Origin of the sequence: Streptomyces sp. NBC_01317 (assembly GCF_035961655.1) — a bacterium.
GTDB lineage: Bacteria > Actinomycetota > Actinomycetes > Streptomycetales > Streptomycetaceae > Streptomyces.
The window spans coordinates 3,454,346-3,479,050 of sequence record NZ_CP108393.1 but is presented as its reverse complement, the minus strand read 5'-3'; the positions used below and the strand labels follow the sequence as shown (position 1 = coordinate 3,479,050).

Annotated in this window: 18 protein-coding genes; 8 read left to right on the top strand and 10 right to left on the bottom strand. The window is 71.1% G+C overall.

Annotated elements, in window-relative coordinates:
• Window positions 1-142 precede the first annotated feature (142 nt).
• From OG349_RS14705 to OG349_RS14690, 4 genes are all read left to right on the top strand, one after another.
• A complete protein-coding gene (locus tag OG349_RS14705; protein ID WP_327235026.1) occupies window positions 143-1,153 on the top strand; it encodes a polyprenyl synthetase family protein in 1,011 nt (336 codons plus the stop codon).
• A 174-nt stretch (window positions 1,154-1,327) separates the two neighbouring features.
• Window positions 1,328-2,575, top strand: coding sequence for a LolA family protein (locus tag OG349_RS14700; protein WP_327235025.1), 1,248 nt, complete (start codon window positions 1,328-1,330; stop codon window positions 2,573-2,575).
• A gap of 123 nt (window positions 2,576-2,698) precedes the next feature.
• On the top strand, window positions 2,699-3,640 hold the full coding sequence (locus tag OG349_RS14695; protein ID WP_327235024.1) for an ABC transporter ATP-binding protein: 942 nt from the start codon (window positions 2,699-2,701) through the stop codon (window positions 3,638-3,640).
• A complete protein-coding gene (locus OG349_RS14690; protein WP_327235023.1) occupies window positions 3,627-4,568 on the top strand; it encodes an ABC transporter permease in 942 nt (313 codons plus the stop codon). Before OG349_RS14695 ends, OG349_RS14690 begins: the two co-directional genes overlap by 14 nt.
• Before the next feature lie 202 nt (window positions 4,569-4,770).
• Here the strand turns inward: OG349_RS14690 and OG349_RS14685 are convergent, their stop codons facing one another.
• Window positions 4,771-5,454, bottom strand: coding sequence for a hypothetical protein (locus OG349_RS14685; protein WP_327235022.1), 684 nt, complete (start codon window positions 5,452-5,454; stop codon window positions 4,771-4,773).
• 252 nt (window positions 5,455-5,706) lie between these two features.
• Between OG349_RS14685 and OG349_RS14680 the strand changes: the two genes are divergently transcribed.
• Entirely contained in the window at window positions 5,707-7,281 is a 1,575-nt protein-coding gene (locus tag OG349_RS14680; protein WP_327235021.1) for a phospholipase A2, read from the top strand.
• Window positions 7,282-7,457: 176 nt separating this feature from the next.
• Window positions 7,458-10,325 (top strand): S8 family serine peptidase, encoded by a 2,868-nt coding sequence (locus tag OG349_RS14675; protein ID WP_327235020.1) that lies wholly within the window; start codon window positions 7,458-7,460, stop codon window positions 10,323-10,325.
• A 107-nt stretch (window positions 10,326-10,432) separates the two neighbouring features.
• Here OG349_RS14675 and OG349_RS14670 read toward each other — a convergent pair whose 3' ends face one another.
• Complete coding sequence (locus OG349_RS14670; protein ID WP_327235019.1) at window positions 10,433-11,794, bottom strand: M28 family metallopeptidase; 1,362 nt, start codon at window positions 11,792-11,794, stop codon at window positions 10,433-10,435.
• A 495-nt stretch (window positions 11,795-12,289) separates the two neighbouring features.
• On the opposite strand from OG349_RS14670, the gene OG349_RS14665 reads away from it, so the two are divergent.
• Complete coding sequence (locus tag OG349_RS14665) at window positions 12,290-14,314, top strand: glycosyl hydrolase family 28-related protein (RefSeq protein ID WP_327235018.1); 2,025 nt, start codon at window positions 12,290-12,292, stop codon at window positions 14,312-14,314.
• Window positions 14,315-14,395: 81 nt separating this feature from the next.
• Here OG349_RS14665 and OG349_RS14660 read toward each other — a convergent pair whose 3' ends face one another.
• The 3 genes from OG349_RS14660 to OG349_RS14650 form a co-directional block, all read right to left on the bottom strand.
• Entirely contained in the window at window positions 14,396-14,848 is a 453-nt protein-coding gene (locus OG349_RS14660) for a VOC family protein (protein WP_327235017.1), read from the bottom strand.
• Window positions 14,849-15,041: 193 nt separating this feature from the next.
• Window positions 15,042-16,112: an EamA family transporter RarD gene (rarD, locus tag OG349_RS14655; protein WP_327238577.1), complete on the bottom strand. Its 1,071-nt coding sequence runs from the start codon at window positions 16,110-16,112 to the stop codon at window positions 15,042-15,044.
• 141 nt (window positions 16,113-16,253) lie between these two features.
• Window positions 16,254-17,123: an SDR family oxidoreductase gene (locus OG349_RS14650; RefSeq protein WP_327235016.1), complete on the bottom strand. Its 870-nt coding sequence runs from the start codon at window positions 17,121-17,123 to the stop codon at window positions 16,254-16,256.
• A 112-nt stretch (window positions 17,124-17,235) separates the two neighbouring features.
• On the opposite strand from OG349_RS14650, the gene OG349_RS14645 reads away from it, so the two are divergent.
• Window positions 17,236-17,634: a winged helix-turn-helix transcriptional regulator gene (locus OG349_RS14645; protein ID WP_327235015.1), complete on the top strand. Its 399-nt coding sequence runs from the start codon at window positions 17,236-17,238 to the stop codon at window positions 17,632-17,634.
• A gap of 91 nt (window positions 17,635-17,725) precedes the next feature.
• Here the strand turns inward: OG349_RS14645 and OG349_RS14640 are convergent, their stop codons facing one another.
• From OG349_RS14640 to OG349_RS14620, 5 genes are all read right to left on the bottom strand, one after another.
• Window positions 17,726-18,841 (bottom strand): 2-oxoacid:ferredoxin oxidoreductase subunit beta, encoded by a 1,116-nt coding sequence (locus OG349_RS14640; protein ID WP_442806251.1) that lies wholly within the window; start codon window positions 18,839-18,841, stop codon window positions 17,726-17,728.
• A complete protein-coding gene (locus OG349_RS14635; protein ID WP_327235014.1) occupies window positions 18,834-20,798 on the bottom strand; it encodes a 2-oxoacid:acceptor oxidoreductase subunit alpha in 1,965 nt (654 codons plus the stop codon). Before OG349_RS14635 ends, OG349_RS14640 begins: the two co-directional genes overlap by 8 nt.
• 245 nt (window positions 20,799-21,043) lie before the next feature.
• Window positions 21,044-21,703, bottom strand: coding sequence for a LuxR C-terminal-related transcriptional regulator (locus tag OG349_RS14630; protein ID WP_161307788.1), 660 nt, complete (start codon window positions 21,701-21,703; stop codon window positions 21,044-21,046).
• A gap of 147 nt (window positions 21,704-21,850) precedes the next feature.
• Window positions 21,851-23,164 (bottom strand): sensor histidine kinase, encoded by a 1,314-nt coding sequence (locus OG349_RS14625; RefSeq protein WP_327238575.1) that lies wholly within the window; start codon window positions 23,162-23,164, stop codon window positions 21,851-21,853.
• Between the two features lie 150 nt (window positions 23,165-23,314).
• Complete coding sequence (locus OG349_RS14620) at window positions 23,315-24,520, bottom strand: sensor histidine kinase (protein WP_327235013.1); 1,206 nt, start codon at window positions 24,518-24,520, stop codon at window positions 23,315-23,317.
• Between the last annotated feature and the right edge of the window lie 185 nt (window positions 24,521-24,705).

Here is a 24,705-nt window from a genome sequence, read left to right as displayed (position 1 = left end):
GAAAAGCGGACTGATCGCGACCATACGGGCGGTGCCGGGAAGGCGCCCATGGTGATCGAAAGCCGACCGGATACGCTGACTTGAGTGAGGACAGCGACACATCGACAATCAGCGTGAGCGTCAGCAGACAGGAGTACCCCTCGTGACCGTCGTCGGGCCGTTCGGGCTGAGCGTGCGGGACCCGGCTCTTGAAGCCGATGTCCAAGCCGGATTGTCGGCCGTGGAGGCGGGTCTGCTCGACGCCACCAAGAGCGAGGTCTCGTTCATCACCGAGGCGGCGCAGCACCTGGTGCGCGCCGGTGGCAAGCGGCTGCGGCCGCTGTTCGTGATGCTCGCCGCCCAGTTCGGTGACCCGTACGCGCCCGGCATCGTCCCGGCGGCCGTGGTGGTCGAGCTGACCCACCTGGCGACGCTCTACCACGACGACGTGATGGACGAGGCGGACGTACGCCGGGGTGTGGACAGCGCCAACACCCGCTGGGGCAACTCCGTCGCCGTCCTCACCGGGGACTTCCTCTTCGCCCGCGCCTCGCACACCCTGGCGGACCTGGGCCCCGAGGCCGTCCGCATCCAGGCGGAGGCCTTCGAGCGGCTGGTCACGGGACAGATCCTGGAGACGGCGGGGCCGCGCGACGGGCGCGACCCGGTCAGCCACTACCTCGACGTGCTCGCCGGGAAGACCGGCGCCCTGTTCGCCGTCTCGGGCCGCTTCGGCGCGCTGATGTCCGGCGCCGACGAGTCGGTGGTCGACATCCTCACCCAGTACGGCGAGCGCCTCGGCGTGGCCTTCCAGCTCGCGGACGACGTCCTCGACATCGCGAGCGACTCGCACGAGTCAGGCAAGACCCCCGGCACCGACCTGCGGGAGGGCATCCCGACGCTGCCGGTGCTGCTGCTGCGCGCCCAGGCGGAGGCGCACGGGAGGCAGGCGGACCTGGACCTGGTCGCGATGCTCGACGGCGACCTGTCGGACGACGCCCGGCTGACGGAGGCGCTGCGGCTGCTGCGGGCCCATCCGGCGATGGAGCAGGCCCGGCGCGACACCGTGCGGTACGCGGAGGCGGCGCGCGCCACCCTGGCCCCGCTGCCGGAGTGTTACGCGAAGTCGGCGCTGGTGGAGCTGTGCGACGCGGTGGTGCACCGGGCGGGCTGATCCCCGTACCCCACCGGTCCTGACCCCCGTCCCCTACGGGTCGGGGGCGGCGGCCGTCCGGCTCTCATCCTTCAGCAGTACGACAAGTTGCTCCCCGGGACTGACGCTTACGCACCGCCGATTTGGTGAGATGGAGAAGACCGAGAGCACCGCCGAGCCGGAGGTAGGGCACACATGGCACCGAACGACAGCGCGCACATCGCCGAGGAGGACGACCTCGGTACCGGCCGCCGCAGGGCGGCGCGGTACGCGGTCCCGGTCGCGGTCATCGGAGTGGCCGCGGCGACGATCGGCCTCGTGCCGGCCCTCGCCGCCGCGGGCGACCCCAGCCTGCCGAAGATCAGCGCCCAGGAACTCATCGAGAAGATCGCCGCCTCCGACACCGAGCGGCTCTCCGGCTCGGTGAAGATCAGCACGGACCTGGGGCTGCCCTCGCTGGCCGGCCTCGGGGACCTGGCGGGCGGCGCGCTCGCCCCCAAGGACGGCGCGGGCGGCGGCGGTTCGGCCTCCACCGCCGACCCGAGCACCAAGCTGATGGAGCTGGGTTCCGGTACGCACACCCTGCGGGTGGCGGCGGACGGGCCCGACAAGCAGCGGGTGTCGATCCTGGAGGACGCGGCCGAGTACAGCCTGATCCACAACGGGGACGACGTCTGGGCGTACGACAGCGCCTCGAACGAGGCCTTCCACGCGACCTCCCCGGAGGGCACGGAGAAGGGCAGGTCCGGAAACAAGGCCGAGGGGCTGTCCGGCAAGGACGTTCCCGCGACCCCCCGTGAGTTCGCCGAGCAGGCGCTCGCGGCGGCGGGCGACACCACGTCGGTCACCGTGGACGGCACCGCGCGGGTCGCCGGGCGTGAGGCGTACCGCCTGGTCCTCAAGCCCAAGCAGAGCGGCTCGACGGTCGAGTCCGTCAAGATCGCGGTCGATGCCGAGACCGGCACCCCGCTCAAGTTCACGCTCGCGCCGAGCAGCGGCGGCAAGGCCGTCGTCGACGTGGGCTTCACCAAGGTCGACTTCGGCAAGCCGGCCGCCTCCACCTTCGACTTCACCCCGCCGAAGGGCACGAAGGTCACCCAGGGCGACGAGGCGCGGCAGGCCGACCCGGTCGAGCCCAAGCTCCCGAAGGGCGGCGAGGGCGCCGGGAAGACCGCGCCTCCGACCGTCATCGGGAAGGGCTGGAGCGCGGTGTACGCGTTCACGTCCCCGGACGGCGCGCCCACCGCGAAGGACACCGCCGGTCTGCCGAAGGAGGCGCAGGGCTTCCTGGACGCGCTCGGCGACAAGGTCACCGGGAAGTTCGGCTCGGGCACGGTCTACAAGACCCGCCTGGTCAACGCCCTGATGACGGACGACGGCAAGATCTACGTCGGCGCGGTGACCCCCGACACGCTCGTCAGGGCGGCGGACGGCGCCAAGTAGCCGCGGAGCGGACGCGCACGCCACGCACGACCCGCTCGTACCGCCCCGTCGTACGCTTCGTACGGCGGGGCGGCACGCTGAGCGGCCCACGGAACCGGCAGGACCACACGAGCGGGGTGCGCGATGACAGCGGCCGTCATCGAGACACGCGGTCTCACCAAGCGCTACCGGGGCGGTCAACTCGCCGTCGAGGGGCTCGACCTGGCGGTGCCCGCAGGCAGTGTCTTCGGCTTCCTGGGACCCAACGGCTCCGGCAAGACCACGACCATCCGCATGCTGATGGGCCTGATCGAGCCGACCGCCGGTTCGGCCACCCTTCTCGGGCAGCGGATGCCCCGCGCGGCCCGTACCGTCCTGCCGCGGGTGGGCGCTCTCATCGAAGGCCCGGCGTTGTACGGGTACTTGAGCGGCCGGGACAATCTCGTACGGTACGACTCCGCCGACCCGACGGCCGACCCCCGCACCCGGCGTACGCGCGTCGCCACGGCCCTGGACCGGGTCGGGCTGACGGCGGCCGGGACCAAGAAGGCCAAGGCGTACTCCCTCGGGATGAAGCAGCGGCTCGGGCTGGCGGCGGCGCTGCTCCAGCCGCGCCGCCTGCTGGTGCTGGACGAGCCGACGAACGGCCTGGACCCGCAGGGCATGCGGGAGATCAGGACGCTGGTGCGGGAGCTGGCAGCCGACGGCACGACCGTCTTCCTCTCCTCGCACCTCCTGGACGAGATCGAGCAGGTCTGCACCCACGCGGCGGTGATGGCGCGGGGCCGGCTGATCACGCAGGGGCCGGTCGCCGAGCTGGCGGCGGGGACCCGGGGCCGGCTGGCGGTGGTCACACCGGATCCGGCGGAGGCCGCGCGGGTGCTCAAGGAGCTGGGCGTGGGCGGGGTGACGGTGACGGAGGACCGGGTGAGCGGTGACCCGCCGGCGGCCGGGGTGGAGCTGGCCGACCTGAACGCGGCGCTGGTACGGGCCGGGGTACGGGTGCGGTCGTTCGGCGTCGAACGCGCGTCGCTGGAGGACGCCTTCGTGGCGCTGACGGGGGAGGGCTTCGATGTCGCGGGCTGAGGCGCGTGAGGGGGGATTCCGTACGGAAGGACCCCGTACCGAAGGACCCCGTACCGAAGAATCCCGTACCGAAGAATCCCGTACCCCTTCCCTCTGGTGGACCCTCGGTCTCTTCCGGTCCGAACTGACCACCACCCTGCGGCGCTGGCGCACCGTCGCCCTGCTGGGCGTGCTGGCCGCGGTCCCTGTCCTCATCGGGATCGCCGTCAAGATCGAGACGAGCGACGACGGCTCGGTCGGCGGTGGCGGGGGAGCCGGGCCGGCCTTCCTCACCCAGGTCACCAACAACGGCCTGTTCCTGGTCTTCGCCGCGCTCGCCGCCACCCTGCCCGTCTTCCTGCCCATGGCCGTCGGGGTCGTGGCGGGTGACGCGATCGCGGGCGAGGCCAACAGCGGCACCCTGCGCTATCTGCTGGTCGCACCGGCGGGCCGTACCAGACTGCTGCTCGCCAAGTACGCGTCCACGCTGGCGTTCTGCCTGGTCGCGACCTTGGTCGTGGCACTTTCCGCGCTGCTGGTCGGCGCGCTGCTCTTCCCCCTGGGCGACGTCACCACGATCTCGGGCACGCGCATCTCCTTCGGGGACGGCCTGCTGAGGGCCCTGCTGATCGCACTCCTCGTGGCGGCCTCCCTGACCGGGATCGCGGCGCTGGGCCTGTTCCTCTCCACCCTGACCAACAGCGGCATCGCGGCGATGGCCGCGACGGTCGGCCTGCTCATCACGGTGCAGATCCTGGGCGCGATCCCCCAGCTCCACGGCATCCAGCCCTACCTCTTCCCCACCCACTGGCTGTCCTTCGCGGACGTCCTGCGCGAACCGGTCCACTGGGACGACATCGCCAAGAACCTGGAACTCCAGGCGCTGTACGTGGCGGTGTTCGGGGCGGCGGCGTGGGCGCGCTTCACGACAAAGGACATCACGGTCTGAAAACAAGGGAACGGCCCGCCGTGCGGTCCTTGGGGCGAGCGTGCAGTGCGAAAGGAATTGCCTGTCGCCGAAAAGGCTGCGAAATGCGCGCGGGAATGCGTGTACGCGTGCGCGTATATCGCATGCATATGTGTGTACGCGCATGCGCCCCGGCCCACCGGATTTCGGAGTACGGGATCCGGGCGTCACAAAAGGCCGGTGGTCACCTGTTTCGCTTCACGGGCGTAAACGGACCGTCCTCGGGGGCTCCGTACGCCTCGACGACGGCCTTCGTTCCGGTCACGGTCCCTTCCAGGCAGAGCGAACCGCCGAGGACGCGCAGGTCGAGGTAGAAGTGCGTCGTCGCGCCTGACCGTTCAAGGCGGTGGATGCGCTCGTCGAGGTAGCCGAGGTCGGTCAGGGCCTTCCTGACCTGGGCGGTGGTGAGTTCCTCCGGGCCGCTGAGCGCCTTGGTGACGCGCGCCGCATGCAGTCGGCCCTCACACTTCTGGAGGGCGTTCAGCGCCACCTCCCGCGGTGTCGCGCCGGGCGACGGCGGGGGGCTGCCGGAGGGCGGGACGCTCCCGACCGGCAGCAACTCCACCGGCGCGCTCGGAGGCTTCTCCCCCGCCGGAACCGGTTCCTCATCGGACGGTGCGTCCGGCCTGCACGGCTGCCCCACCGCTTCCAGCATGTCCAGGAAGGCCGGCCACGGATCGGGGCGCGACGGCGTGTCCGCGGGCCTGGCCGTGACGGCGCCGGCGGGTCTGACCTGCGAACCTCCGGCACCTGTGGTCGCTGTCCCGCAGGAGGCGAGCGACAGCGTGGCGAGGGCGGTGACCGCGAGGGTGAGGCCCAGGCGGGGGGAGCGGGCAACAGCGGCGACCGGGGCGGGAATTCGCATCATGGGCACAGCATCCGGTCGTGCCGCCCGGCACACATGAGTATCCGTACTCAGAAGCCTCTCCCTTTAAGCGGAAGGGGATTGCCTCACTTATCCGCCGGGCGAAAATGGAGTCTCGGGCTCCAATTCTGGGCCTTGTGGGCGCGTTGATCGGCGATCTATGGTCTGCATCAATCACCCACCATTCATTTACCCGAGGGGGGACTTGTGCGCAGAACCGTAATTCCGGTCATTGCCGCGCTTTCGCTGTCTCTGTTGCTGCCGCAGCAGCCTGCGGCGGCGGCGGACAAAATCGCCGCACCGGCACTGGCGGCGGACGAAATACAGCAGATAGGCCCCGGGATCTATCTCTCGGAAATCCGGTCCTTCGAGGTCGCGGACACCGATGTGTCCGCCGGCTCCGTCGGCCGAAGACACAGCGTCGTCGCCCCGGCGTCCGGCGGCCCCGCCCAGCCGGAATCGGCCCCCGCCTCCCGCGCCGACCTGGGTGTCTTCGGCCCTGGCTGGGAGGCCGAGTTCGCGGGCGGCAGCCTCAGCCGGAAGCTGGAACAGCAGTCGGGCGCCTACGTCGTCACCGACCTCGGCGTGAACGAGCCGGTCCGCTACGACTTCGTCAGCGGCGCCGCCTTCCCGGACGGCGGCGGCGTCGACAAGTACCGGAGCGCCGACGGCTCCACGGTCACCGAGACCACGAAGTGGGACGCGGCGGCCGGATCCCTGGTCACCACCGTCGTCGAGGTCCTCAACGCGAACCTCTCCACGACGGAGGAGGGCGACGACACCTTCACGGACGCGGACGGCAACCCCATACCCGCCGACGACCTCAAGCCCACCTACACGTGGAAGCAGGCCGCTCCCGGCAGCGACCCGTGGCGGGTCACCGGCGTGGGCAGCAAGGCCAACGGCACCTCCAGCGCCGGCTACGACGCCCAGGGCCGGGTGACCACCATCAAGGAACCGGCCGGAGCGGACGAACCGGCGGAGTCGCTGACCATCAGCTACGCGCCGACCACCACGGCCGCCGGATCGGTGTTCGGAGACTTCGCCGGCCGCGCCAAGGCGATCACTCTCACCAGCGGCACCACGACGCAGACGGTCGCCCGCTACGCCTACGACGCGTCGGGCCTGCTGCGCACCGTGACCAACCCCGTGGAGAGCGCCGAGCCGTCGGCGTCGTACAGCTACGACACCGCCGGCCGCCTGGCCCGGACAGCGTCGGCGGCCAACGGCGCGTGGAACCTGGACTTCTCGGCGGGATCGGCCGTCCCGAACGTCGAGGCCACCGGCCCGGCGCGGCCCGCCTCGGAATCGGTGATCCAGGGCGCGCCCGGGATCACCGACCCGAACGCCACGGCCCCTCCGGTCTCGGACTTCCCCGGCGGTGAGACCTCCGATCCGCAGGCGTACCCGCGCCACTGCTCTGCCGCCACGTCGTGGTTGTGGTACACGAAGAGCGGCTGCGCCGCGTGGGCGGCGCACTACGGCTGGCGCGCCCCGGCCTGGAAACAGCTCCCCAGCCGGCTGTGGGTGGTGGGCATCAAGTACGACCACTGCACCACCTCTCCCGACAAGCCCTCCGGTTACGACTTCCGGTCCGCGTGCGACATGCACGACTACGGGTACGGACTGATCGGCAACACGTACAAGGGCTACCGCTACTACCTCGACCGCAGCAAGAAGTCGAACGTGGACAACGCCTTCCACACGACGCTCCGCGACTACACCTGCTCGGCCTACCGGGTGAAGCGCCTGTGCCGCTCCATCGCGTACGGCTACTACCAGGCCGTCAAGAAGGGCGGCAATCCCAAGAACGGCGCCAACCGCACCTGATGCCCGGCCCGGCCTTCTGAGGAGCACGTCCCGCACGGGAAGGCCGGGTGGCGGAACGTTTCGCCACCCGGCCTTCGATGCCCGGTGCCTTCGATGCCCGGCACCTTCGATGCCCGGCACCTTCCACGCCCACCACCCCGCGGGCCGAGCCACGCCCGCTTCTCCCAGGAGAGACCTTGACGAGACCGAAGCGACCGAAGAGACCGATACGGATCAGGGTCGTCATCGCCACGATGACGACCGTGGCCCTCGGCGCCCTCGGCGCCCTGCCGTCCCACGCCGTCGAGCCGCGCGACGCCCCCGCGGCGGCCGGCGCGGCGAGCGGCCCGATCGACCCCCCGCTGTACGACGAGACCGCCGACGGCGGCACCGTACGCGTCAACGTCGTCACCGAGAACCGCACGGACCTGTCGACCGCGGCGACCGCCGGGCGGACGCTGCGGTCCTTCGACACCCTGCCGGTCGTCACCCTCAAGGTCGGCACGGACGGCCTGGACAGGCTGGCCTCCCAGCCGGGCGTGGTCAGTGTCACCGAGGACATCGCCGTACCGCCGTCGCGGGACGACAGCGTCGCCCTCACCGGCGCCGCCCCGGCCGCCGCGCCGGGCCGGGCCGGGCGCGCCGCGGCGGCCGGGGACGGAGCGGGCAGCGCGATAGCCGTCCTGGACACCGGCGTCGCCACCCACCATCCGTACCTGAAGGACCGGATCGTGGCCGAGGCGTGCTTCTCGCCCGTCGACGCCGATTCCTCCGCCTCCAGCCTGTGCCCCAACGGCACCGAACAACAGGAAGGGCCCGGCACCGCCGATTCCGAGGCCGGCCCCTGCGCGGCCATGGCCGGGTGCGATCACGGCACCCATGTGGCCGGTATCGCGGCGGGCGACGGCGCCGGCCTCGCCGGAGCCCCCGCCTCCGGGGTCGCCCCCGGCGCAGGCATCGTGGCCATCCAGGTCTTCAGCAAGTTCGACTCCGAGGACTACTGCGGCGGGCCCGACGTCACGCCCTGCGTCCTGAGCTACACCAGCGCCCAGATCGCCGCGCTGGAGAAGGTCATGGAGCTGCGTCAGGCCGGCACACCGGTGATCGCGGCGAACCTCAGCCTCGGCGCCGGACGGTACGCCACCGCCTGCGACGGCGACCCGCGCGGGCTCGCCGTCGACCTGCTCCTCGGCCTCGATGTCACCACCGTGGTCGCGGCCGGCAACAACGCGTACGGTGACGCCGTCAGCGCCCCCGCCTGTATCGCGTCCGCCGTCGCGGTCGGCTCGACCACCGCCGACGACGAACTGTCCTCCTTCAGCAACCGGGGCGCGCTGCTGGACCTCCTCGCCCGGGGCACCGGGGTCGTCTCGTCCGTACCCGGTGGCGGGTACGCCTCGAAGAACGGCACCTCCATGGCCGCGCCGCAGGTGGCCGGCGCCTTCGCGGTACTCCGGCAGGCCTTCCCCGAGGAAAGTGCCGCGCGCCTCGAATCCCGGCTGAAGGCCGGCGGCAGGACCATCTCGTACACGGGGGGCAGCACGCCCCGGCTCGACATCACCGGCGCGCTCGGTGACACGGGCCAACCGGCCCCCGGTATCACGGACTTCAACTGCGACCGGATCGAGGATCTCGCCGTCGCCGACCCCGAGGCGACCGTCGGCGGGGACGCCAGGGCGGGACTGGTACGCATCGTCTACGGCGGCGGGAAGGGGACGTCCGAGGTCCATCAGGATCTCGCCGCGGTCCCCGGCGACGCCGAGGCGAACGACTACTTCGGCGAAGCGCTGGCCACCGTCGACCACGACGGGGACGGCTGCACCGACCTGGTCGTCGGCACTCCCCGCGAGGACCTCGGGTCCCAGGCGGACGCCGGCACCGTGGACGTGATGTACGGAGCCTCCGGCGGCCTCGCCTCCGGCGGGGCGGCGGAGCACCTTGAGCAGGGCACGGGAACCGGGGACATCCTGGCCGCGGCCTCCGAGGCCGGGGACCGCATGGGCGCGGCCGTCGCCGCGGGTCTCACGGACGCCGGCGAGCCGTACCTCGTCATCGGAGTCCCGGGTGAGGACGTCGACGGCAAGGCGGACGCCGGAGGCGCCTTCTATCTGCGGGGCTCCGTCAACCGGGCGCTGGTCCAGGGGAAGGCGGGCGTGGCCGGCACCCCGGAGGCGGGTGACAAGTACGGGTCCTCCGTCGCCGGGGCGCCCGAGCACCTGGTGATCGGCGTCCCGGGCGAGGGAATGGTTCCCTCGCGGGTCACGGGTACGACCGAAGTGGTCGCGGGCCAGGTCGACGTGATGGCCCATCAGCTCAACTCCGACGGGGTGCCCCTGCACCGGGGATCCATCGATCAGAACAGCTTCCGTGTGACCGCCGAGGTGGAGGCGGGGGACCAATTCGGCGCGGCGGTCTCGGCGGCCCCGGGCCGGTTCACGCGGGGAGTGTCCTTCTCCTTCCCGAGCACGTACATCGCCATCGGGGTCCCCGGTGAGGACATCACCTACGGAGGGGCCGCCAGGGCCGACGCCGGACGTGTGGTGGTCGTCAGGATCACCGAGGGCTGGGGACTTCTGCTCAACCAGGTCAACAACGGCTACGACCAGGGCCCCGACGACGTCGTCGGATCGCCCGAGGCAGGTGACCGCATGGGAGCCGCGGTGACCGTCGTCAACCGTACGCCCGGCCCCCTCGCCACCGCCGCCAGCCTGGTGATGGCCGTCGGCGTACCGGGCGAGGACGTGGGTACGGTCGCCGACGCGGGCGCGGTCAGCGTCTTCGGCCTGGTCGGCGAGCCGGGCGCCAACGACCGGTGGATCGAGGCCGGCAACCCCTCCGGCATGCCGGGCGCCCCGGGAGCCGGCCGGAAGACGGGTACCAGCCTGCACGGCACGCCGACCCGCCTCTATGTCGGAATGCCCTACGGCCCGGGTGCCTACGGCTCGCTGTACGCGATGACGTGGACCAACGTGACCGGCGGTGGCGCCCAGCCGGTCACCACCTACGCGCCGGGGACGGGCGGACTCCCGGCCGCCGGGCTGCGGTTCGGCATGACGGCCCGCTGAGGGACGGCGCTCCGGTTGTGTGAACACCGGAGACAGGCAGAGGCCCCGCCCACCCGGTGACGGGTGGGCGGGGCCCTCGCTGTTCAGTTCAGCACGACTCCGTACGGCTAGAAGGTCAGCTTCCAGCTGTCGATGTAGCCCGTGTCCGACGCGGCGATGTCCTGGACCTTGAGCTTCCAGACGCCGTTCGCCACCTCCGACGAGGCGTTGACCGTGTACGTGGCGATGACGTTGTCCGCCGAGTCGCCGCTGCTGGAGGGCTTCAGGCGGTACGCCGTCCCGTCCGGGGCGACCAGGTCGATCACCAGGTCACCGCGCCAGGTGTGCTTGATGTCCACGCCGACCTTCAGCGTGGTGGGGGCGTTGCCCGTGCGGCCCGAGACGGTCAGCGACGAGGTGACGGCCGCGCCGTTGTCGGGGATGGCCACGTCGGCGAGGTTCTCGAACACCGTGCCCGCCGGAGGTACGGGGGTCTCGCCCGAGAGCCCCCAGACCGCGTAGGCCACCGCGTCGCTGTTGCGGTCGAGCGCCGTGTCGTTGATGTTCGCGGTCGTGTCGCACGACGTGTGGTAGCAGCGGTCGAAGGCCTGCCCCGAGGTGCCGCCCCACTTCGTCGCCTGCGCGGCGGTCTTGATGTAGTCGGCGCCCGCGAAGAGGCCGCCGACCGGGATGCCGATGTTCTTGAACGCGGTGTGGTCGGAGCGGCCGTCACCCTCGGTCTCGATCTCCGTCGGGACACCGAGCCCGGCGTAGTAGTCCTTGAACGTCTGCTCGATCGTCGGGTCGTCGTCGTAGACGAAGTACCCCGGGTTGGGGGACCCGAGCATGTCGAAGTTCAGGTAGCCCTTGATCTTGGTGCGCTCGGCGGACGGCAGGTTGTTGACGTAGTACTTGGAGCCGACCAGGCCCAGCTCCTCCGCTCCCCACCAGGCGAACCGCAGGTGCTTCACGGGCTGGTACCCGGAGCGGGCGACGGTGAGGGCGGTCTCCAGGGTGGCGGACGAACCCGAGCCGTTGTCGTTGATGCCGGCGCCGGACGTCACGGAGTCGAGGTGCGAGCCGGTCATGATGACCTGGTCCGGGTCCCCGCCGGGCCAGTCGGCGATCAGGTTGTAGCCGGTGGCGCCGCCGGAGGTGAACTGCTGGAGGCTGGTGGTGAACCCGGCCGCGTCCAGCTTGCCCCGCACGTAGTTGACCGACGCGAGGTAACCGGCCCTGCCATGGGCGCGGTTGCCGCCGTTGGCGGCGGCGATGGACGACAACTGGGTCAGGTGCGCCTTGACGTTGGCGAGCGGTATGTCGGGGGCGGCGAGCGCGGGCGCGGCCGCGGATCTCTGTCCGGCCGCCGCGGTCGTGGGGGCGGCGGTCGCGGCACTCGCGCCGGCGGCCAGCAGCCCGGCCAGGGCGAGCCCGGCGGCGACTGCCGTACGGACGGATATGTGAGGCGCTCCGTGAACGGAGAGTTTCATGTGGGGGCTCCGGATTCCGAACGGGGGTGGGACGGAACGTGACTGCGCCCCACGGCGACGGTGACGTGGGGCGTTGGAGCTGTACGTGTGCCGAGTGTGGCGGTGCGTGCTGAATGGTGGGGGAGAGGTTGACTCAACGTCAAGAGTGCAAACCGGACACGGCTGTTCGCTGAACGGACGGGGTGGGTGACCGCGGCCGGAGCCCGTCCGTCTTCGCAATGAATTAAGGCAGTCGACGCAAGAAACAAACGAACTGACGTAGCTGGACTGCAATGTTACGAAATGAGTTCGCAGAAACCTTGTGGAGAGAGGGGGCCGGGTCCTAATGTCACCTCACCCTCATGGCGGCCGCTCCCGCCGGGCGTCCGGGCCGTGGAGCGTTCAGCCGTGGAGCCTCCCGAGAGAAACGAGCTTTCGATGTCGTGGAGCATCAGAGGTGCCGGCGCGAGACGGTCCGGCAGACCCCCGCGACGGGCGGCGGTGGTGGTCGCGTCGATGACCGCGGCCGCGGTCGGTCTGAGCGTCCTGGCCGGTGGTACGGCGGTGGCGCGCCCGGGCGGCGACAGCGGGGCGGTCGGGGCCGCGGGTGCGAAGGCCACCGCACAGGCCCCCGCCGTGACCCGCGCCGCCCTCGCGCCGTCGCTCGTCGCGGGCCGGGGCGCCGACGTGGACTTCGCCGAGCAGGAGGCGGAGGGCGCGGTCACGAACGGGACGGTGATCGGCCCGGACCGTACCGCCTACACCCTCCCGGCGGAGGCCTCCGGCCGGCAGGCGGTCAGGCTGACCCCGGGCAAGTACGTGGAGTTCACGCTGCCGAGCGCCGCCAACGCGATCAACGTGCGCTACAGCATCCCGGACGCGCCGGGCGGCGGCGGCATCACCGCGCCGCTCGACGTCACGGTCAACGGCAAGAACCGCTCGACCCTGACGCTCACTTCGCAGTACGCCTGGCTCTACAACCAGTACCCGTTCTCCAACGACCCCGGCGCGGACCTGCTGCACCCCGACTGGTGGATCACCGAGTGCGCGTGTGTGCCCAGCGCCACCACCCCGGCACCGGTGATCAGCAAGCCGTTCCGCCCGAACCACTTCTACGACGAGCAGCGGCTGCTGCTCGGGAAGACGTACCGCGCGGGCGACAAGGTACGGCTCACGGTCCCCGCCGGGAGCAGGGCCGCGTGGACCGTGGTCGACCTGCTCGACTCGCAGCTCGTCGGCGCGCCGCACGTACGGCTCAACGCGGCCAACGTGCTGGCGTTCGGGGCCGATCCCTCGGGCCGGCGTGACTCCGCGCCCGCGCTCGACCGGGCGATCGCCTTCGCCAAGCGCGCGCACCTCAAGGTGTACGTCCCGCCGGGCACGTACCAGGTGAACCGGCACATCATCGTGGACGACGTGACGATCGAGGGCGCGGGCAGCTGGTACACGATCTTCAAGGGCCGCGAGGTGGCCCTCGGCACCCCGGCCCCCGACGGCTCGGTGCACACCGGCGTCGGCTTCTACGGCAAGGACGCGTCGGCGGGCGGCAGCCGCAACGTCCACCTGTCGGGCTTCGCGATCGAGGGGGACGTCCGCGAGCGCATCGACACCGACCAGGTGAACGGCGTGGGCGGCGCGATGAGCGACTCGACCATCGACGGGCTCTACATCCGCCACACCAAGGTGGGCCTGTGGTTCGACGGCCCCATGACCAACACGCGCGTCACGGACAACGTGATCGTGGACCAGATAGCCGACGGCCTCAACTTCCACACAGGCGTGACGAATTCGTCGGTCTCCCACAACTTCGTCCGCAACTCGGGTGACGACGGCCTGGCGATGTGGTCGGAGAAGAAGTCGAACGCGAACAACACCTTCTCCCACAACACCGTCCAGTCACCGGTCCTCGCCAACGGCATCGCGATCTACGGCGGTACGGACCTCACCGTCTCGGACAACCTCGTCGCCGACCCGGTCAGGGAGGGCAGCGCGATCCACGTCGGCTCCCGCTTCGGCGCGGAGGCGTTCGCGGGGAAGCTGCGGATCACCGACAACACCACGGTCCGCGCGGGCACGTACGAACTGAACTGGAACATCGGCCTGGGCGCCATCTGGTTCTACGCCCTCGACAAGGACATCGACGCGGACATCCAGGTGACCGGGGACCACTACCTCGACAACACCTACAACGCGATCATGCTGGTCAGCGACTTCCCGGTGAAGGACCTCTACTCCATCAAGAACGTCCGCTTCAAGGACATCAGGGTCGACGGCACCGGCACCTCGGTGGTCAGCGCCCGCGTGGCCGGCTCCGCGTCCTTCGAGAACGTGGACGCCCGCAACGTCGGCGCGGTCGGCGTCAACAACTGCGGCTCGTTCAACTTCACCCCGGTGGGCTCGGAGTTCGCCCTGACAGACCTGGGCGGCAACGACGGCGGCGGCACCACAGGCCCCTGGCTGGCCCCCTGGGAACTCCCGAACACCATCACCTGCGACGACCGCCCCCCGGTGGTCGTACCTCCGGCTCCCACAGCTTGGTGACGTCTCGTCAGGAAACCTTCTAGGCAAGGAGATCCGTGCCCGACGGGCCGCCCGACACGCTCGGGCGGCCCGTCGTGGCGTTCACGACACGCAGAACTCGTTGCCCTCCGGGTCCGTGAGGACCGACCAGGAGCCGCCCGGCTCCTTGACGTGGTGGAGGACCGCGGCGCCCAGGGACTCCAGGCGGTGGATCTCTGCCTGGCGGTCCGCGTCCGGGCCTGGGTGGACGTCGATGTGGAGGCGGTTCTTCAGTGTCTTCGGCTCGGGGACGCGTTGGAAGAGGATGCGGCGGCCCAGGCCCAGGCCGTTGTCCTCCTGGTACGGGTCGTCCGGGTGGCGGACGGCGGCCAGGTCGCGCCAGGCGCTGTGGCCGTGGGACTCCACCGTGTCCGTGTCCGAGACCTGGCCCAGTGCGCGCAGCCGCTCGATCAGGGGGCTGTTGTCCTCCACCAGGTAGCCGAGGGCCTCCGCCCAGAAGTCCGCCTGGGCGTGCGGGTCGGCGGCGTCGATGACCAGTTTCCAGTGCAGTGTCATGGAGTCATCGAAGCAGTTGCGGGGGACTGCCGGCGGGCGTCGGCGCCGATGTCCCCGCCCCGACGCTCACCCCGAGAAACAGGGGCTCGCGGGCGGTCTGCCGGCGACCGCCACCCCGTTCGGCGCGGCGGTCGGCTCAGCGGTCGGGATCTCGGCGGTCACGGCCGTGTACGGCATCGCCTTTCTCGGCGCGTCAGGAGGTGGAGTCGACGGCTCCCTGAGTAGGTGCTCCTTGAGCAGGGGTTCCGGCCGGTGCGGTCGAGGACGTACGAGCCTCCGCACCGGCCCCCGGACCCGCCGACCGCTCCGCCTCCGCCACCCGTACCGCCTCCGTCAGCCGCGCCTTCTCCGCCCGCGCCCTGCGCCCCGTCCGCAGTGCCTCCCACGTCAGGATCGTCAGCGCCAGCCAGACCAGCGAGAAGCCGGCCCACCGCTCCGCAGGCATCTCCTCGTGGAAGTACGCGACACCGAGGGCGAACTGGAAGAGCGGCGCAAGGTACTGCAACAGCCCCAGCGTCGACAGCGGCACCCGTATCGCCGCCGCCCCGAAGCACACCAGCGGCACCGCGGTGACCAGGCCCGTCGATGCCAGCAGCAGCGCGTTCCCCGCGCCCTCCGCCCCGAAGGTGGCCATGCCCCGGGCCTGGAGCCACACCAGATACCCCAGCGCGGGCAGGAAGAGGATCACGGTCTCCGCCGCCAGCGACTCCAGGCCGCCCAGGTTGACCTTCTTCTTGACCAGGCCGTACGTGGCGAACGAGAACGCGAGCGTCAGCGAGATCCACGGCGGCTGTCCGTACCCGATCGTCAGCACCAGCACGGCCAGCACCCCGATGCCCACCGCCGCCCACTGCCCGGGCCGCAGCCGCTCCTTGAGCAGCAGCACGCCGATCGCGATCGTCACCAGCGGGTTGATGAAGTAGCCGAGCGACGCCTCCACCACATGGCCGGAGTTGACCGACCAGATGTAGAGGCCCCAGTTGACGCTGATCACGATCGCCGCGACCGCGATGAGCGCCAGTTTCCTCGGCTGCCGTACCAGATCCTTGATCCAGGCCCAGCGGCGCAGCGCCACCAGCGCGACCGCGACGAACAGCAGGGACCACACCATCCGGTGGGCGAGGATCTCCAGCGCCGCGGACGGCTTGAGCAGCGGCCAGAAGAGCGGGACGAGCCCCCACATCCCGTACGCGCCGAACCCGTACAGCAGTCCTGTCCGCTGTTCGCTCTGCGCCGTCGTCTCCGACTTCACCCGCGACTTCATCGGCGATTTCACCGGCCCGGCTCCTCCCCACCCCACACGCGCCATTCCCCACGCGCCATCCCGATGAAGGTAGCGCCGAGAGGGGCCGGGTGTCATGTCCGTGTTGCCATACGGTCATGACACCCGCGCGCACCCCCTAGGTCAGGCCGGGTGGGACGCCAGCGCCTCCGCCACGCTCTCCGCGAGCGGCGTGGTCGGGCGCCCGATGAGCCGGGCCAGGTCTCCGGTGACGTTCGCGATCTGCCCCCGCCCGATCCCGGCGTCGAGGTCGACGAGGATCGGGACGAACGCCGCCGGCACCCCCGCGCCGCCCAGGATCTCCCCGTACACCTCGGCCGGCACGTTGTCGTACGTGATCGTGCGGCCGGTCTGCCGGGACAGCTCGGCGGCGTACTCCGCGAAGGACCAGGCGGTGTCGCCGCTCAGCTCGTACGCCCGGTTCAGGTGCCCCTCGCCGGTGAGGACGGTGGCCGCGGCGGCCGCGAAGTCCGCGCGGCTCGCGGAGGCGATCCGGCCGTCGCCCGCGCTGTGGACCACCTTCCCGTGCTCCAGGACCGGCGCGAGGGCCTCGGTGTAGACCTCGGTGTAGAAGCCGTTGCGCAGGAGGGTGTACGGCAGGCCGGAGTCGAGGATCAGCCGCTCGGTGACCTGGTGCTCGGCCGCCAGCTGGAGTTCGGAGTCGGGGCCGCCGAGGATGCTGGTGTACGCGAACCGCGCCACCCCCGCCGCCCGCGCGGCGTCGATCACGGCGGAGTGCTGCGGCACCCGGCGTCCGACGTCGCTGCCCGAGATCAGCAGGACCCGGTCGCCGGCTCTGAACGCGTCCGCGAGCGTCTCGGGCCGGTCGTAGTCGGCGACCCGCAGCTCTACGCCGCGCGCCGCCGGCTCCGCCGCCTTCTCCTTGTCGCGTACGACGGCGGCGATGTCGCCGGGCGCCGTGCCGGAGGCCAGCAGGGACTCGATGACAAGGCGGCCGAGGTGGCCGGTGGCTCCCGTGACAACAATGCTCATGGGGGGTCTGCTCGCTTTCAGGTGATTATGTGCGCTCTGTCGTGCTCTGTACACTCACCCTAGGGGTGGTACTTACTCAGCGAAAGTACCCACCTTGAAGTAAGGTACGGGCATGGGAGTAAGCGCGACAGAACAGGACGCCCGGCCGCCCCGGGCGAACGTCAACGAGCCCATGTGCGGCTCCCGGCTCGTGCTGGAGCACGTCACTTCCCGCTGGGGGGTCCTGGTCCTCGCCAACCTGCTGGAGCGCTCGTACCGCTTCAGCGAACTGCGGCGCACGGTCGGCGGCGTCAGCGAGAAGATGCTCGCCCAGACCCTCCAGACCCTGGAGCGGGACGGCTTCGTCCACCGCGACGCCAAGCCCGTGATCCCGCCGCGCGTGGACTACAGCCTCACCGACCTGGGGCGCGAGGCCGCCGAGCAGGTGTGGGGGCTGGCGCGCTGGACGGAACGGCGGCTGGGCGACGTCGAGGCGGCGCGCGAGACGTACGACGGGGCCCGGACCTCCTAGCGCGAGGGCATACGAAAGGGACCGAGGGCATACGAAAGGGCCCGGACCTCCTGAGAGATCCGGGCCCCGGGTGAAGCTTCGAAAAACGGGCTCAGCCCGCGACCGTCCAGGTGTCGCCCCCGGCCAGCATCGCCGCCAGGTCTCCCTTGCCCTGCCGCTCCACCGCCTGGTCGAGCTGGTCCGACATCAGCGTGTCGTACACCGGCCGCCGCGCGCTGCGCAGCACCCCGATCGGCGTGTGGTGCAGCGTGTCCGCGTCCGCGAGGCGCGAGAGCGCGAACGCGGTCGTCGGGCTCGCCGCGTGCGCGTCGTGGACCAGGACCCGCGACTCGTTCTCGGCGGTGACGGTCACCACCTCCAGGTCCCCGGACGCCATGTCCCGTACGACCCCCTTGGACCCCAGCCCGTTCTCCAGCGGCGCGCCGAAGCGGATCGGCCGCCCGTGCTCCAGCCGGATCACGGCCTCCTGCGCCTGGTCGCGGTCCTTGAGGACCTCGAAGGCACCGTCGTTGAAGATGTTGCAGTTCTGGTAGATCTCCACCAGCGCGGTGCCCGGGTGGTCGGCGGCCTGGCGCAGCACCTCGGTGAGGTGCTTGCGGTCGGAGTCGACCGTACGGGCCACGAAGGACGCCTCCGCGCCGAGCGCCAGCGACACCGGGTTGAAGGGCGCGTCGAGCGAGCCCATCGGGGTCGACTTGGTGATCTTCCCGATCTCGGAGGTGGGGGAGTACTGGCCCTTCGTCAGCCCGTAGATCCGGTTGTTGAACAGCAGGATCTTGAGGTTGACGTTCCGCCGCAGCGCGTGGATCAGGTGGTTGCCGCCGATGGACAGCGCGTCGCCGTCCCCGGTGACGACCCACACCGACAGGTCGCGCCGCGAGGTGGCCAGGCCGGTGGCGATGGCCGGGGCGCGGCCGTGGATGGAGTGCATCCCGTACGTGTTCATGTAGTACGGGAAGCGGGAGGAGCAGCCGATGCCGGAGACGAAGACGATGTTCTCCTTGGCCAGGCCGAGTTCGGGCATGAAGCCCTGGACCGCGGCCAGCACCGCGTAGTCACCGCAGCCGGGGCACCAGCGGACCTCCTGGTCCGACTTGAAGTCCTTCATGGACTGCTTGCCCTGGGCCGGGGGGACCAGCGTCAGCAACTCGTTCGCCTGAGTCTGAGTCTGAGCGTGCGCATGAACCTGAGCCTGAGCCTCAGACATCGATGGCCTCCTTGAGAGCCGTGGCCAGCTGCTCCGCCTTGAACGGCATGCCGTTGACCTGGTTGTACGAGTGGGCGTCGACCAGGTATTTCGCCCGGAGCAGGGTGGCGAGCTGGCCGAGGTTCATCTCGGGCACGACGACCTTGTCGTACCGCGCCAGGATCTCGCCGAGGTTGCGCGGGAACGGGTTGATGTGGCGCAGGTGGGCCTGCGCGATCGCCTCGCCGTCCTTGCGCAGCCGGCGTACGGCGGCGGTGATCGGCCCGTACGTGGACCCCCAGCCCAGCACCAGCGTGCGGGCGCCGTCCGGGTCGTCCACCACCAGGTCGGGCACCTCGATGCCGTCGATCTTCGCCTGGCGCGTACGGACCATGAAGTCGTGGTTGGCGGGGTCGTACGAGATGTTGCCCGTGCCGTCCTGCTTCTCGATGCCGCCGATGCGGTGTTCGAGACCGGGGGTGCCGGGGACGGCCCAGGGGCGGGCCAGCGTCTTCGGGTCGCGCTTGTACGGCCAGAACACCTGGGTGCCGTCGGCCAGTTCGTGGTTGGGGCCGGACGCGAACTCCACCCGCAGGTCGGGCAGTTCGTCGGTCTCCGGGATACGCCACGGCTCGGAGCCGTTGGCGAGGTAGCCGTCGGAGAGCAGGAAGACGGGCGTGCGGTACGTGACGGCGATCCGGGCGGCGTCCATGGCCGCGTCGAAGCAGTCCGCCGGGGTCTGCGGCGCGACGATCGGCACCGGCGCCTCGCCGTTGCGCCCGTACATCGCCTGGAGGAGGTCCGCCTGCTCGGTCTTGGTCGGCAGTCCGGTCGAGGGGCCGCCGCGCTGGATGGCCACGACCAGCAGCGGCAGCTCCAGGGAGACCGCGAGGCCGATGGTCTCCGACTTGAGCGCCACCCCGGGGCCCGAGGTGGTCGTCACGGCCAGCGAACCGCCGAAGGCGGCCCCCAGCGCGGCGCCGATGGCGGCGATCTCGTCCTCGGCCTGGAAGGTCCGTACACCGAAGTTCTTGTGCCGGGACAGCTCGTGCAGGATGTCCGAGGCCGGGGTGATCGGGTACGAGCCCAGGTAGAGCGGCAGCTCCGCCTGGTGCGCGGCGGCGATCAGGCCGTAGGACAGGGCCAGGTTCCCGGAGATGTTGCGGTACGTGCCGGTCGGGAAGGCGGCCGAGGCCGGGGCGACCTCGTAGCTGACCGCGAAGTCCTCGGTGGTCTCGCCGAAGTTCCAGCCCGCCCGGAACGCGGCCACGTTCGCCTCGGCGATCTGCGGCTTCTTCGCGAACTTGGCCCGCAGGAATCTCTCGGTGCCCTCGGTCGGCCGGTGGTACATCCACGACAGCAGCCCGAGCGCGAACATGTTCTTCGAGCGCTCGGCCTCCTTGCGGGAGAGCCCGAACTCCTTGAGCGCCTCGATCGTCAGGGTGGTCAGCGGCACCGGGTGGACCTGGTACCCGTCCAGGGACCCGTCCTCCAGCGGGGAGACCGCGTAGCCGACCTTGGCCATCGGGCGCTTGGTGAACTCGTCGGTGTTCACGATGACTTCGGCGCCGCGCGGGACGTCGCCGATGTTCGCCTTGAGGGCGGCCGGGTTCATCGCGACCAGCACGTTCGGGGCGTCGCCCGGGGTGAGGATGTCGTGGTCGGCGAAGTGCAGCTGGAAGGACGAGACACCCGGGAGGGTCCCGGCGGGTGCCCGGATCTCGGCGGGGAAGTTCGGCAGCGTCGACAGGTCGTTCCCGAACGACGCCGTCTCCGACGTGAACCGGTCACCCGTCAGCTGCATGCCGTCTCCCGAGTCACCCGCGAAGCGGATGATCACCCGGTCCAGACGGCGGACTTCCTTCGTGCCTTCACCCTCGGGCGCGGGGAACACGGCTCCCTGTTCCCCCACGGCGCCATCACTGACGTCGTCGGCCTCATCGGCACGCTCGGCTGGGCTACTGACCTGGCTGGTCACTGAACTGGACCTCCCTCGAGGCGGCGGCTCGCGACCACCGGCTGCCCGGCAGTCCCGGAGACCACCCTACGTCGGTAAGGGTGGCCTACCCTGGACCGATCGTATGGCGAACGTTGTTTTAGGACGTTGCGATGTCATTGTATGACCCGCTTTGTCCGTACGGTCACGCCTCGCGCGCCGCGTACGGCTCTGGTCCTTTGGGTCTAGGTCGAATGTCCCAGGGGCAGTTGCCCGGTGTCCCGCGGTCAGTTCCTGAGATACGTCAGGACGGCCAGGACCCGCCGGTGATCCCCGTCACTCGGGGAGAGCCCGAGCTTCTGGAAGATGTTGCTCACGTGTTTCTCCACCGCGCCGTCGCTGACGACCAGCTGCTTGGCAACCGCGGAGTTCGTCCGCCCCTCGGCCATCAGGCCGAGCACCTCGCGCTCCCGTGGGGTCAGCCCGGCCAGCACGTCCTGCTTCCGGCTGCGGCCGAGCAGCTGGGCCACCACCTCCGGGTCCAGGGCCGTGCCGCCCCTGGCCACCCGTACCACCGCGTCCACGAACTCCCGGACCTCGGCGACCCGGTCCTTGAGCAGGTAGCCCACGCCCCGTGAGCTGCCGGCCAGCAGCTCGGTGGCGTACTGCTCCTCCACGTACTGCGAGAGCACCAGCACCCCGATGCCGGGGTGGTCCTTGCGGAGCCGTACGGCCGCCCGTACGCCCTCGTCGGTATGGGTCGGCGGCATCCGTACGTCCGCGACCACCACGTCCGGCAGGGCCCCCTGGGCCGCCAGGTCACCCACGGTCTTGATCAGCGCCTCGCCGTCGCCGACGCCGGCGACCACGTCGTGTCCGCGGTCGGTGAGCAACCGTGTCAGGCCTTCCCTGAGCAGTACCGAGTCCTCGGCGATGACGACCCGCACCCTGTCCTCCACCACGACGATGTTGCTCCCCCTGTTGATGTCTCGCTGTCCGCCCCCGTGCCCTCCAGCATCCCAGTATCCGAACGGCTCCGCGCGCACCCGGGCGAATCCGTCGGCCTTCGGCTCCGTACCGGCGCGTCCGCGGGGTCAGCCCCGCCAGGGCAGCTCCGCCGTCACCGTCGTCGGGCCGCCCGCCGGGGACTCCACGGCGAGGATGCCGTCCACCGCGTCCAGCCGCTCCGCCAGCCCCGCGAGACCGCTGCCGCCGGAGACGTCGGCGCCGCCCTTGCCGTCGTCCGTGACCTGGAGCATCAGCCGGTCCCGCGAGCGCCACACGTCCACCGAGGCGGTACGGGCGGCGCTGTGCTTGCTGACGTTCTGGAGCAGCTCGGAGACCGTGAAGTACGCGATCCCCTCGATCGCCGCCGCGGGCCGCGCCGGCAGGTCCACCTCCACCCGTACGGGCACCGTGCAGCGCGACGCGACGGCCGAGAGCGCCGCGTCCAGACCGCGGTCCGTCAGCACCGCCGGGTGGATGCCGCGCGCCAGGTCACGCAGCTCCTGGAGGGCGGTCTTCACCTCGCCGTGCGCCTCGTCCACCATCCGCGCCGCCGCCTCCGGGTCCTCCGTCAGCTTCTCCTTCGCCAGCCCCAGGTCCATGGCCAGGGCCACCAGGCGGGCCTGCGCGCCGTCGTGGAGGTCCCGCTCGATGCGGCGCAGGTCGGCCGCCGCCGTATCCACGACGACCCCCCGGTCCGACTCCAGCTCCGTGACCCGGGCGGCCATCCTGGACGGCCCCAGCAGACCGCCGACCAGCAGCCGGTCCACGCTCGTCAGACCCCGGACCAGCCAGGGGGTGGCCAGCACGAGCACCAGGCCCACCGCGCAGGTGGCGCCGATCTCGAAGGGGGTGTCGAGGTAGAAGTTCCGGCCGTCGATCTCCCCGGTGAAGGTGATGCCGGGCTCGTCCAGATAGCGGGGGAACACCCACTGCCACAGCGGGTACAGGAACAGCGACCACGCCGCCGACCAGAACGCCAGCGCCACCGTGAACGCGAACGCCGCCCACGGGAAGTGCACCAGCCCGTAGGCCAGGTGCCGCCACGACACCCCGCTCTTGAGGACCGCGCCGACCCACCCCATGAGGCCCGGCTTCGTACCGCGTACGGGCTCCGGGTCCCGGATGTCCATGCCCAGCAGCGCCCGCGCCCGCGCCCGCTCCATGGCGCCGAGGGCGCGGCCGCCGGCCAGCCCGGCCGCCAGCACGGGCACCCCGAGGAAGGTGACGAGCAGGCCCACACCCGCGACGAACATGGTCAGCGCGTAGCTGAAGAACACCACGCTGATCGGCAGGCTGAGCATCAGGTACCCGAACTCGCGCCAGGTCCGGCCCCCGACCGGCGCGCGCAGCACCTGCGGGACGAAGGGGCGCCGGGCCGGCGATCCGTAGTCGAGAGCCATGGTGGGGTTCCGTTCTGCGAGCGGGGCGGGGGCGGGGGAGGCGTGTACTGGCATACCTCCATGCTCCGGGCCCGCCGTGCTCGCCACCATGAGGCCGGTAGCCCTCTTCACCCTGGGGTTTTCCCTACCTCCGGGCCCCCGGGCCCGCGCTCAGGCCGTGCCGCGCCGCCGCCACGGCAGCTCGGCCGTGACCGTCGTCGGGCCGCCCACCGGCGAGTCCAGTACGAAGAGGCCGTCGACTGCGCCCAGCCGCTCGGCGAGGCCGGACATGCCCGTACCGCCGTCGAGGGTCGCGCCGCCCCTGCCGTCGTCCGTGACCTGGATCAGCAGCCGCTCCTGCGACCGCCACACGTCCACCGAGGCCGTACGGGCGGCGCTGTGCTTGCTGACGTTCTGGAGCAGCTCGGACGCCGTGAAGTATGCGATGCCCTCGATCGCCGCCGCGGGCCGCTCCGCCAGGTCCACGGTCACCTTCACCGGGACCGTGCAGCGGGAGGCGATCGACGACAGCGCCGCGTCCAGACCGCGGTCCGTCAGGATCGCCGGGTGGATGCCGCGCGCCAGGTCGCGCAGCTCCTGGAGCGCCAGTTTCACCTCGCCGTGCGCCTCGTCCACCATGACCGCCGCCGCGTCCGGGTCCTCCAGGAGCTTCTCCTTCGCCAGGCCCAGTCCCATGGCCAGGGCCACCAGCCGGGCCTGCGCGCCGTCGTGGAGGTCGCGCTCGATGCGGCGCAGGTCCGCCGCCGCCGTGTCGACCACCACACCCCGGTCCGACTCCAGCTCGGCGATCCGCCGCTCCAGCTCGTCGGAGGGCGAGAGCAGCCCCCGTACCATCGCCCGGTCCACGTTGGTGAGCCCCCGCGCCACGAACGGCAGGACCGGCCAGAACACGAACAGGCCCACCAGCGTCACGGAGAACGTCACCACGCTCCACGGCAGCCGGATGAACTCGTACAGCACGGTCCGCCAGGCCACCGGGTCGCTGAGCCCCGTCCACAGCCGGGCGAAGAACCCGCCGGACTGCCCCGGCCCCGGCCCCCGTCCCCGCCCTCGCGCGACCAGCCGGCTCGGCTCGTCGATCCGTAGACCCAGCAGCTTCCGCGCCCGCGCCCGCTCGCCCCGGCCCAGCAGCCGGGCCCCGGACAGGCCGAGGACCAGCCACGGCAGACCGATCACCGTCACCGACAGACCGGCGCCGGTGGACACGGTGAACACCACGTAGACGAACCCGACCAGCGACGACGGCAGATTCGCCAGGAGATGCGCGATCTCCTTCCAGGTCTGCCGCTCGAAGGCGAAGCGCACGGGGGGCGGCCTGTCGTTCTTGCCGCCGGGATCATCGAAACTCACGGTCATAAGGAACCAGACTGCCGGGCCGCGCGCACCCGCGCCATGGGGTGGCTGGGTGCGCGTGAAGTAGGGATAACCCCACCTTCGTACCAAAGGTTCGTACGAGTTCCGGAGGGTCAGGGCGGACGGGCTGCTTACCCTTTCTTTAGCAGGGCCTAGACTCCCGTCCGTACAGATCGTCGAAGAGGCTG

Excerpts from the sequence above, each read along its gene's own strand:
- OG349_RS14700 (WP_327235025.1), top strand. The coding sequence starts at position 1,328 with ATGGCACCGAACGACAGCGCGCACATCGCCGAGGAGGACGACCTCGGT.
- OG349_RS14695 (WP_327235024.1), top strand. The coding sequence starts at position 2,699 with ATGACAGCGGCCGTCATCGAGACACGCGGTCTCACCAAGCGCTACCGG.
- OG349_RS14690 (WP_327235023.1), top strand. The coding sequence starts at position 3,627 with ATGTCGCGGGCTGAGGCGCGTGAGGGGGGATTCCGTACGGAAGGACCC.
- OG349_RS14685 (WP_327235022.1), bottom strand. The coding sequence starts at position 5,454 with ATGATGCGAATTCCCGCCCCGGTCGCCGCTGTTGCCCGCTCCCCCCGC.
- OG349_RS14670 (WP_327235019.1), bottom strand. The coding sequence starts at position 11,794 with ATGAAACTCTCCGTTCACGGAGCGCCTCACATATCCGTCCGTACGGCA.
- OG349_RS14665 (WP_327235018.1), top strand. The coding sequence starts at position 12,290 with ATGACCGCGGCCGCGGTCGGTCTGAGCGTCCTGGCCGGTGGTACGGCG.
- OG349_RS14660 (WP_327235017.1), bottom strand. The coding sequence starts at position 14,848 with ATGACACTGCACTGGAAACTGGTCATCGACGCCGCCGACCCGCACGCC.
- rarD (WP_327238577.1), bottom strand. The coding sequence starts at position 16,112 with ATGAAGTCGCGGGTGAAGTCGGAGACGACGGCGCAGAGCGAACAGCGG.
- OG349_RS14650 (WP_327235016.1), bottom strand. The coding sequence starts at position 17,123 with ATGAGCATTGTTGTCACGGGAGCCACCGGCCACCTCGGCCGCCTTGTC.
- OG349_RS14645 (WP_327235015.1), top strand. The coding sequence starts at position 17,236 with ATGGGAGTAAGCGCGACAGAACAGGACGCCCGGCCGCCCCGGGCGAAC.
- OG349_RS14640 (WP_442806251.1), bottom strand. The coding sequence starts at position 18,841 with ATGTCTGAGGCTCAGGCTCAGGTTCATGCGCACGCTCAGACTCAGACT.
- OG349_RS14625 (WP_327238575.1), bottom strand. The coding sequence starts at position 23,164 with ATGGCTCTCGACTACGGATCGCCGGCCCGGCGCCCCTTCGTCCCGCAG.
- OG349_RS14620 (WP_327235013.1), bottom strand. The coding sequence starts at position 24,520 with ATGACCGTGAGTTTCGATGATCCCGGCGGCAAGAACGACAGGCCGCCC.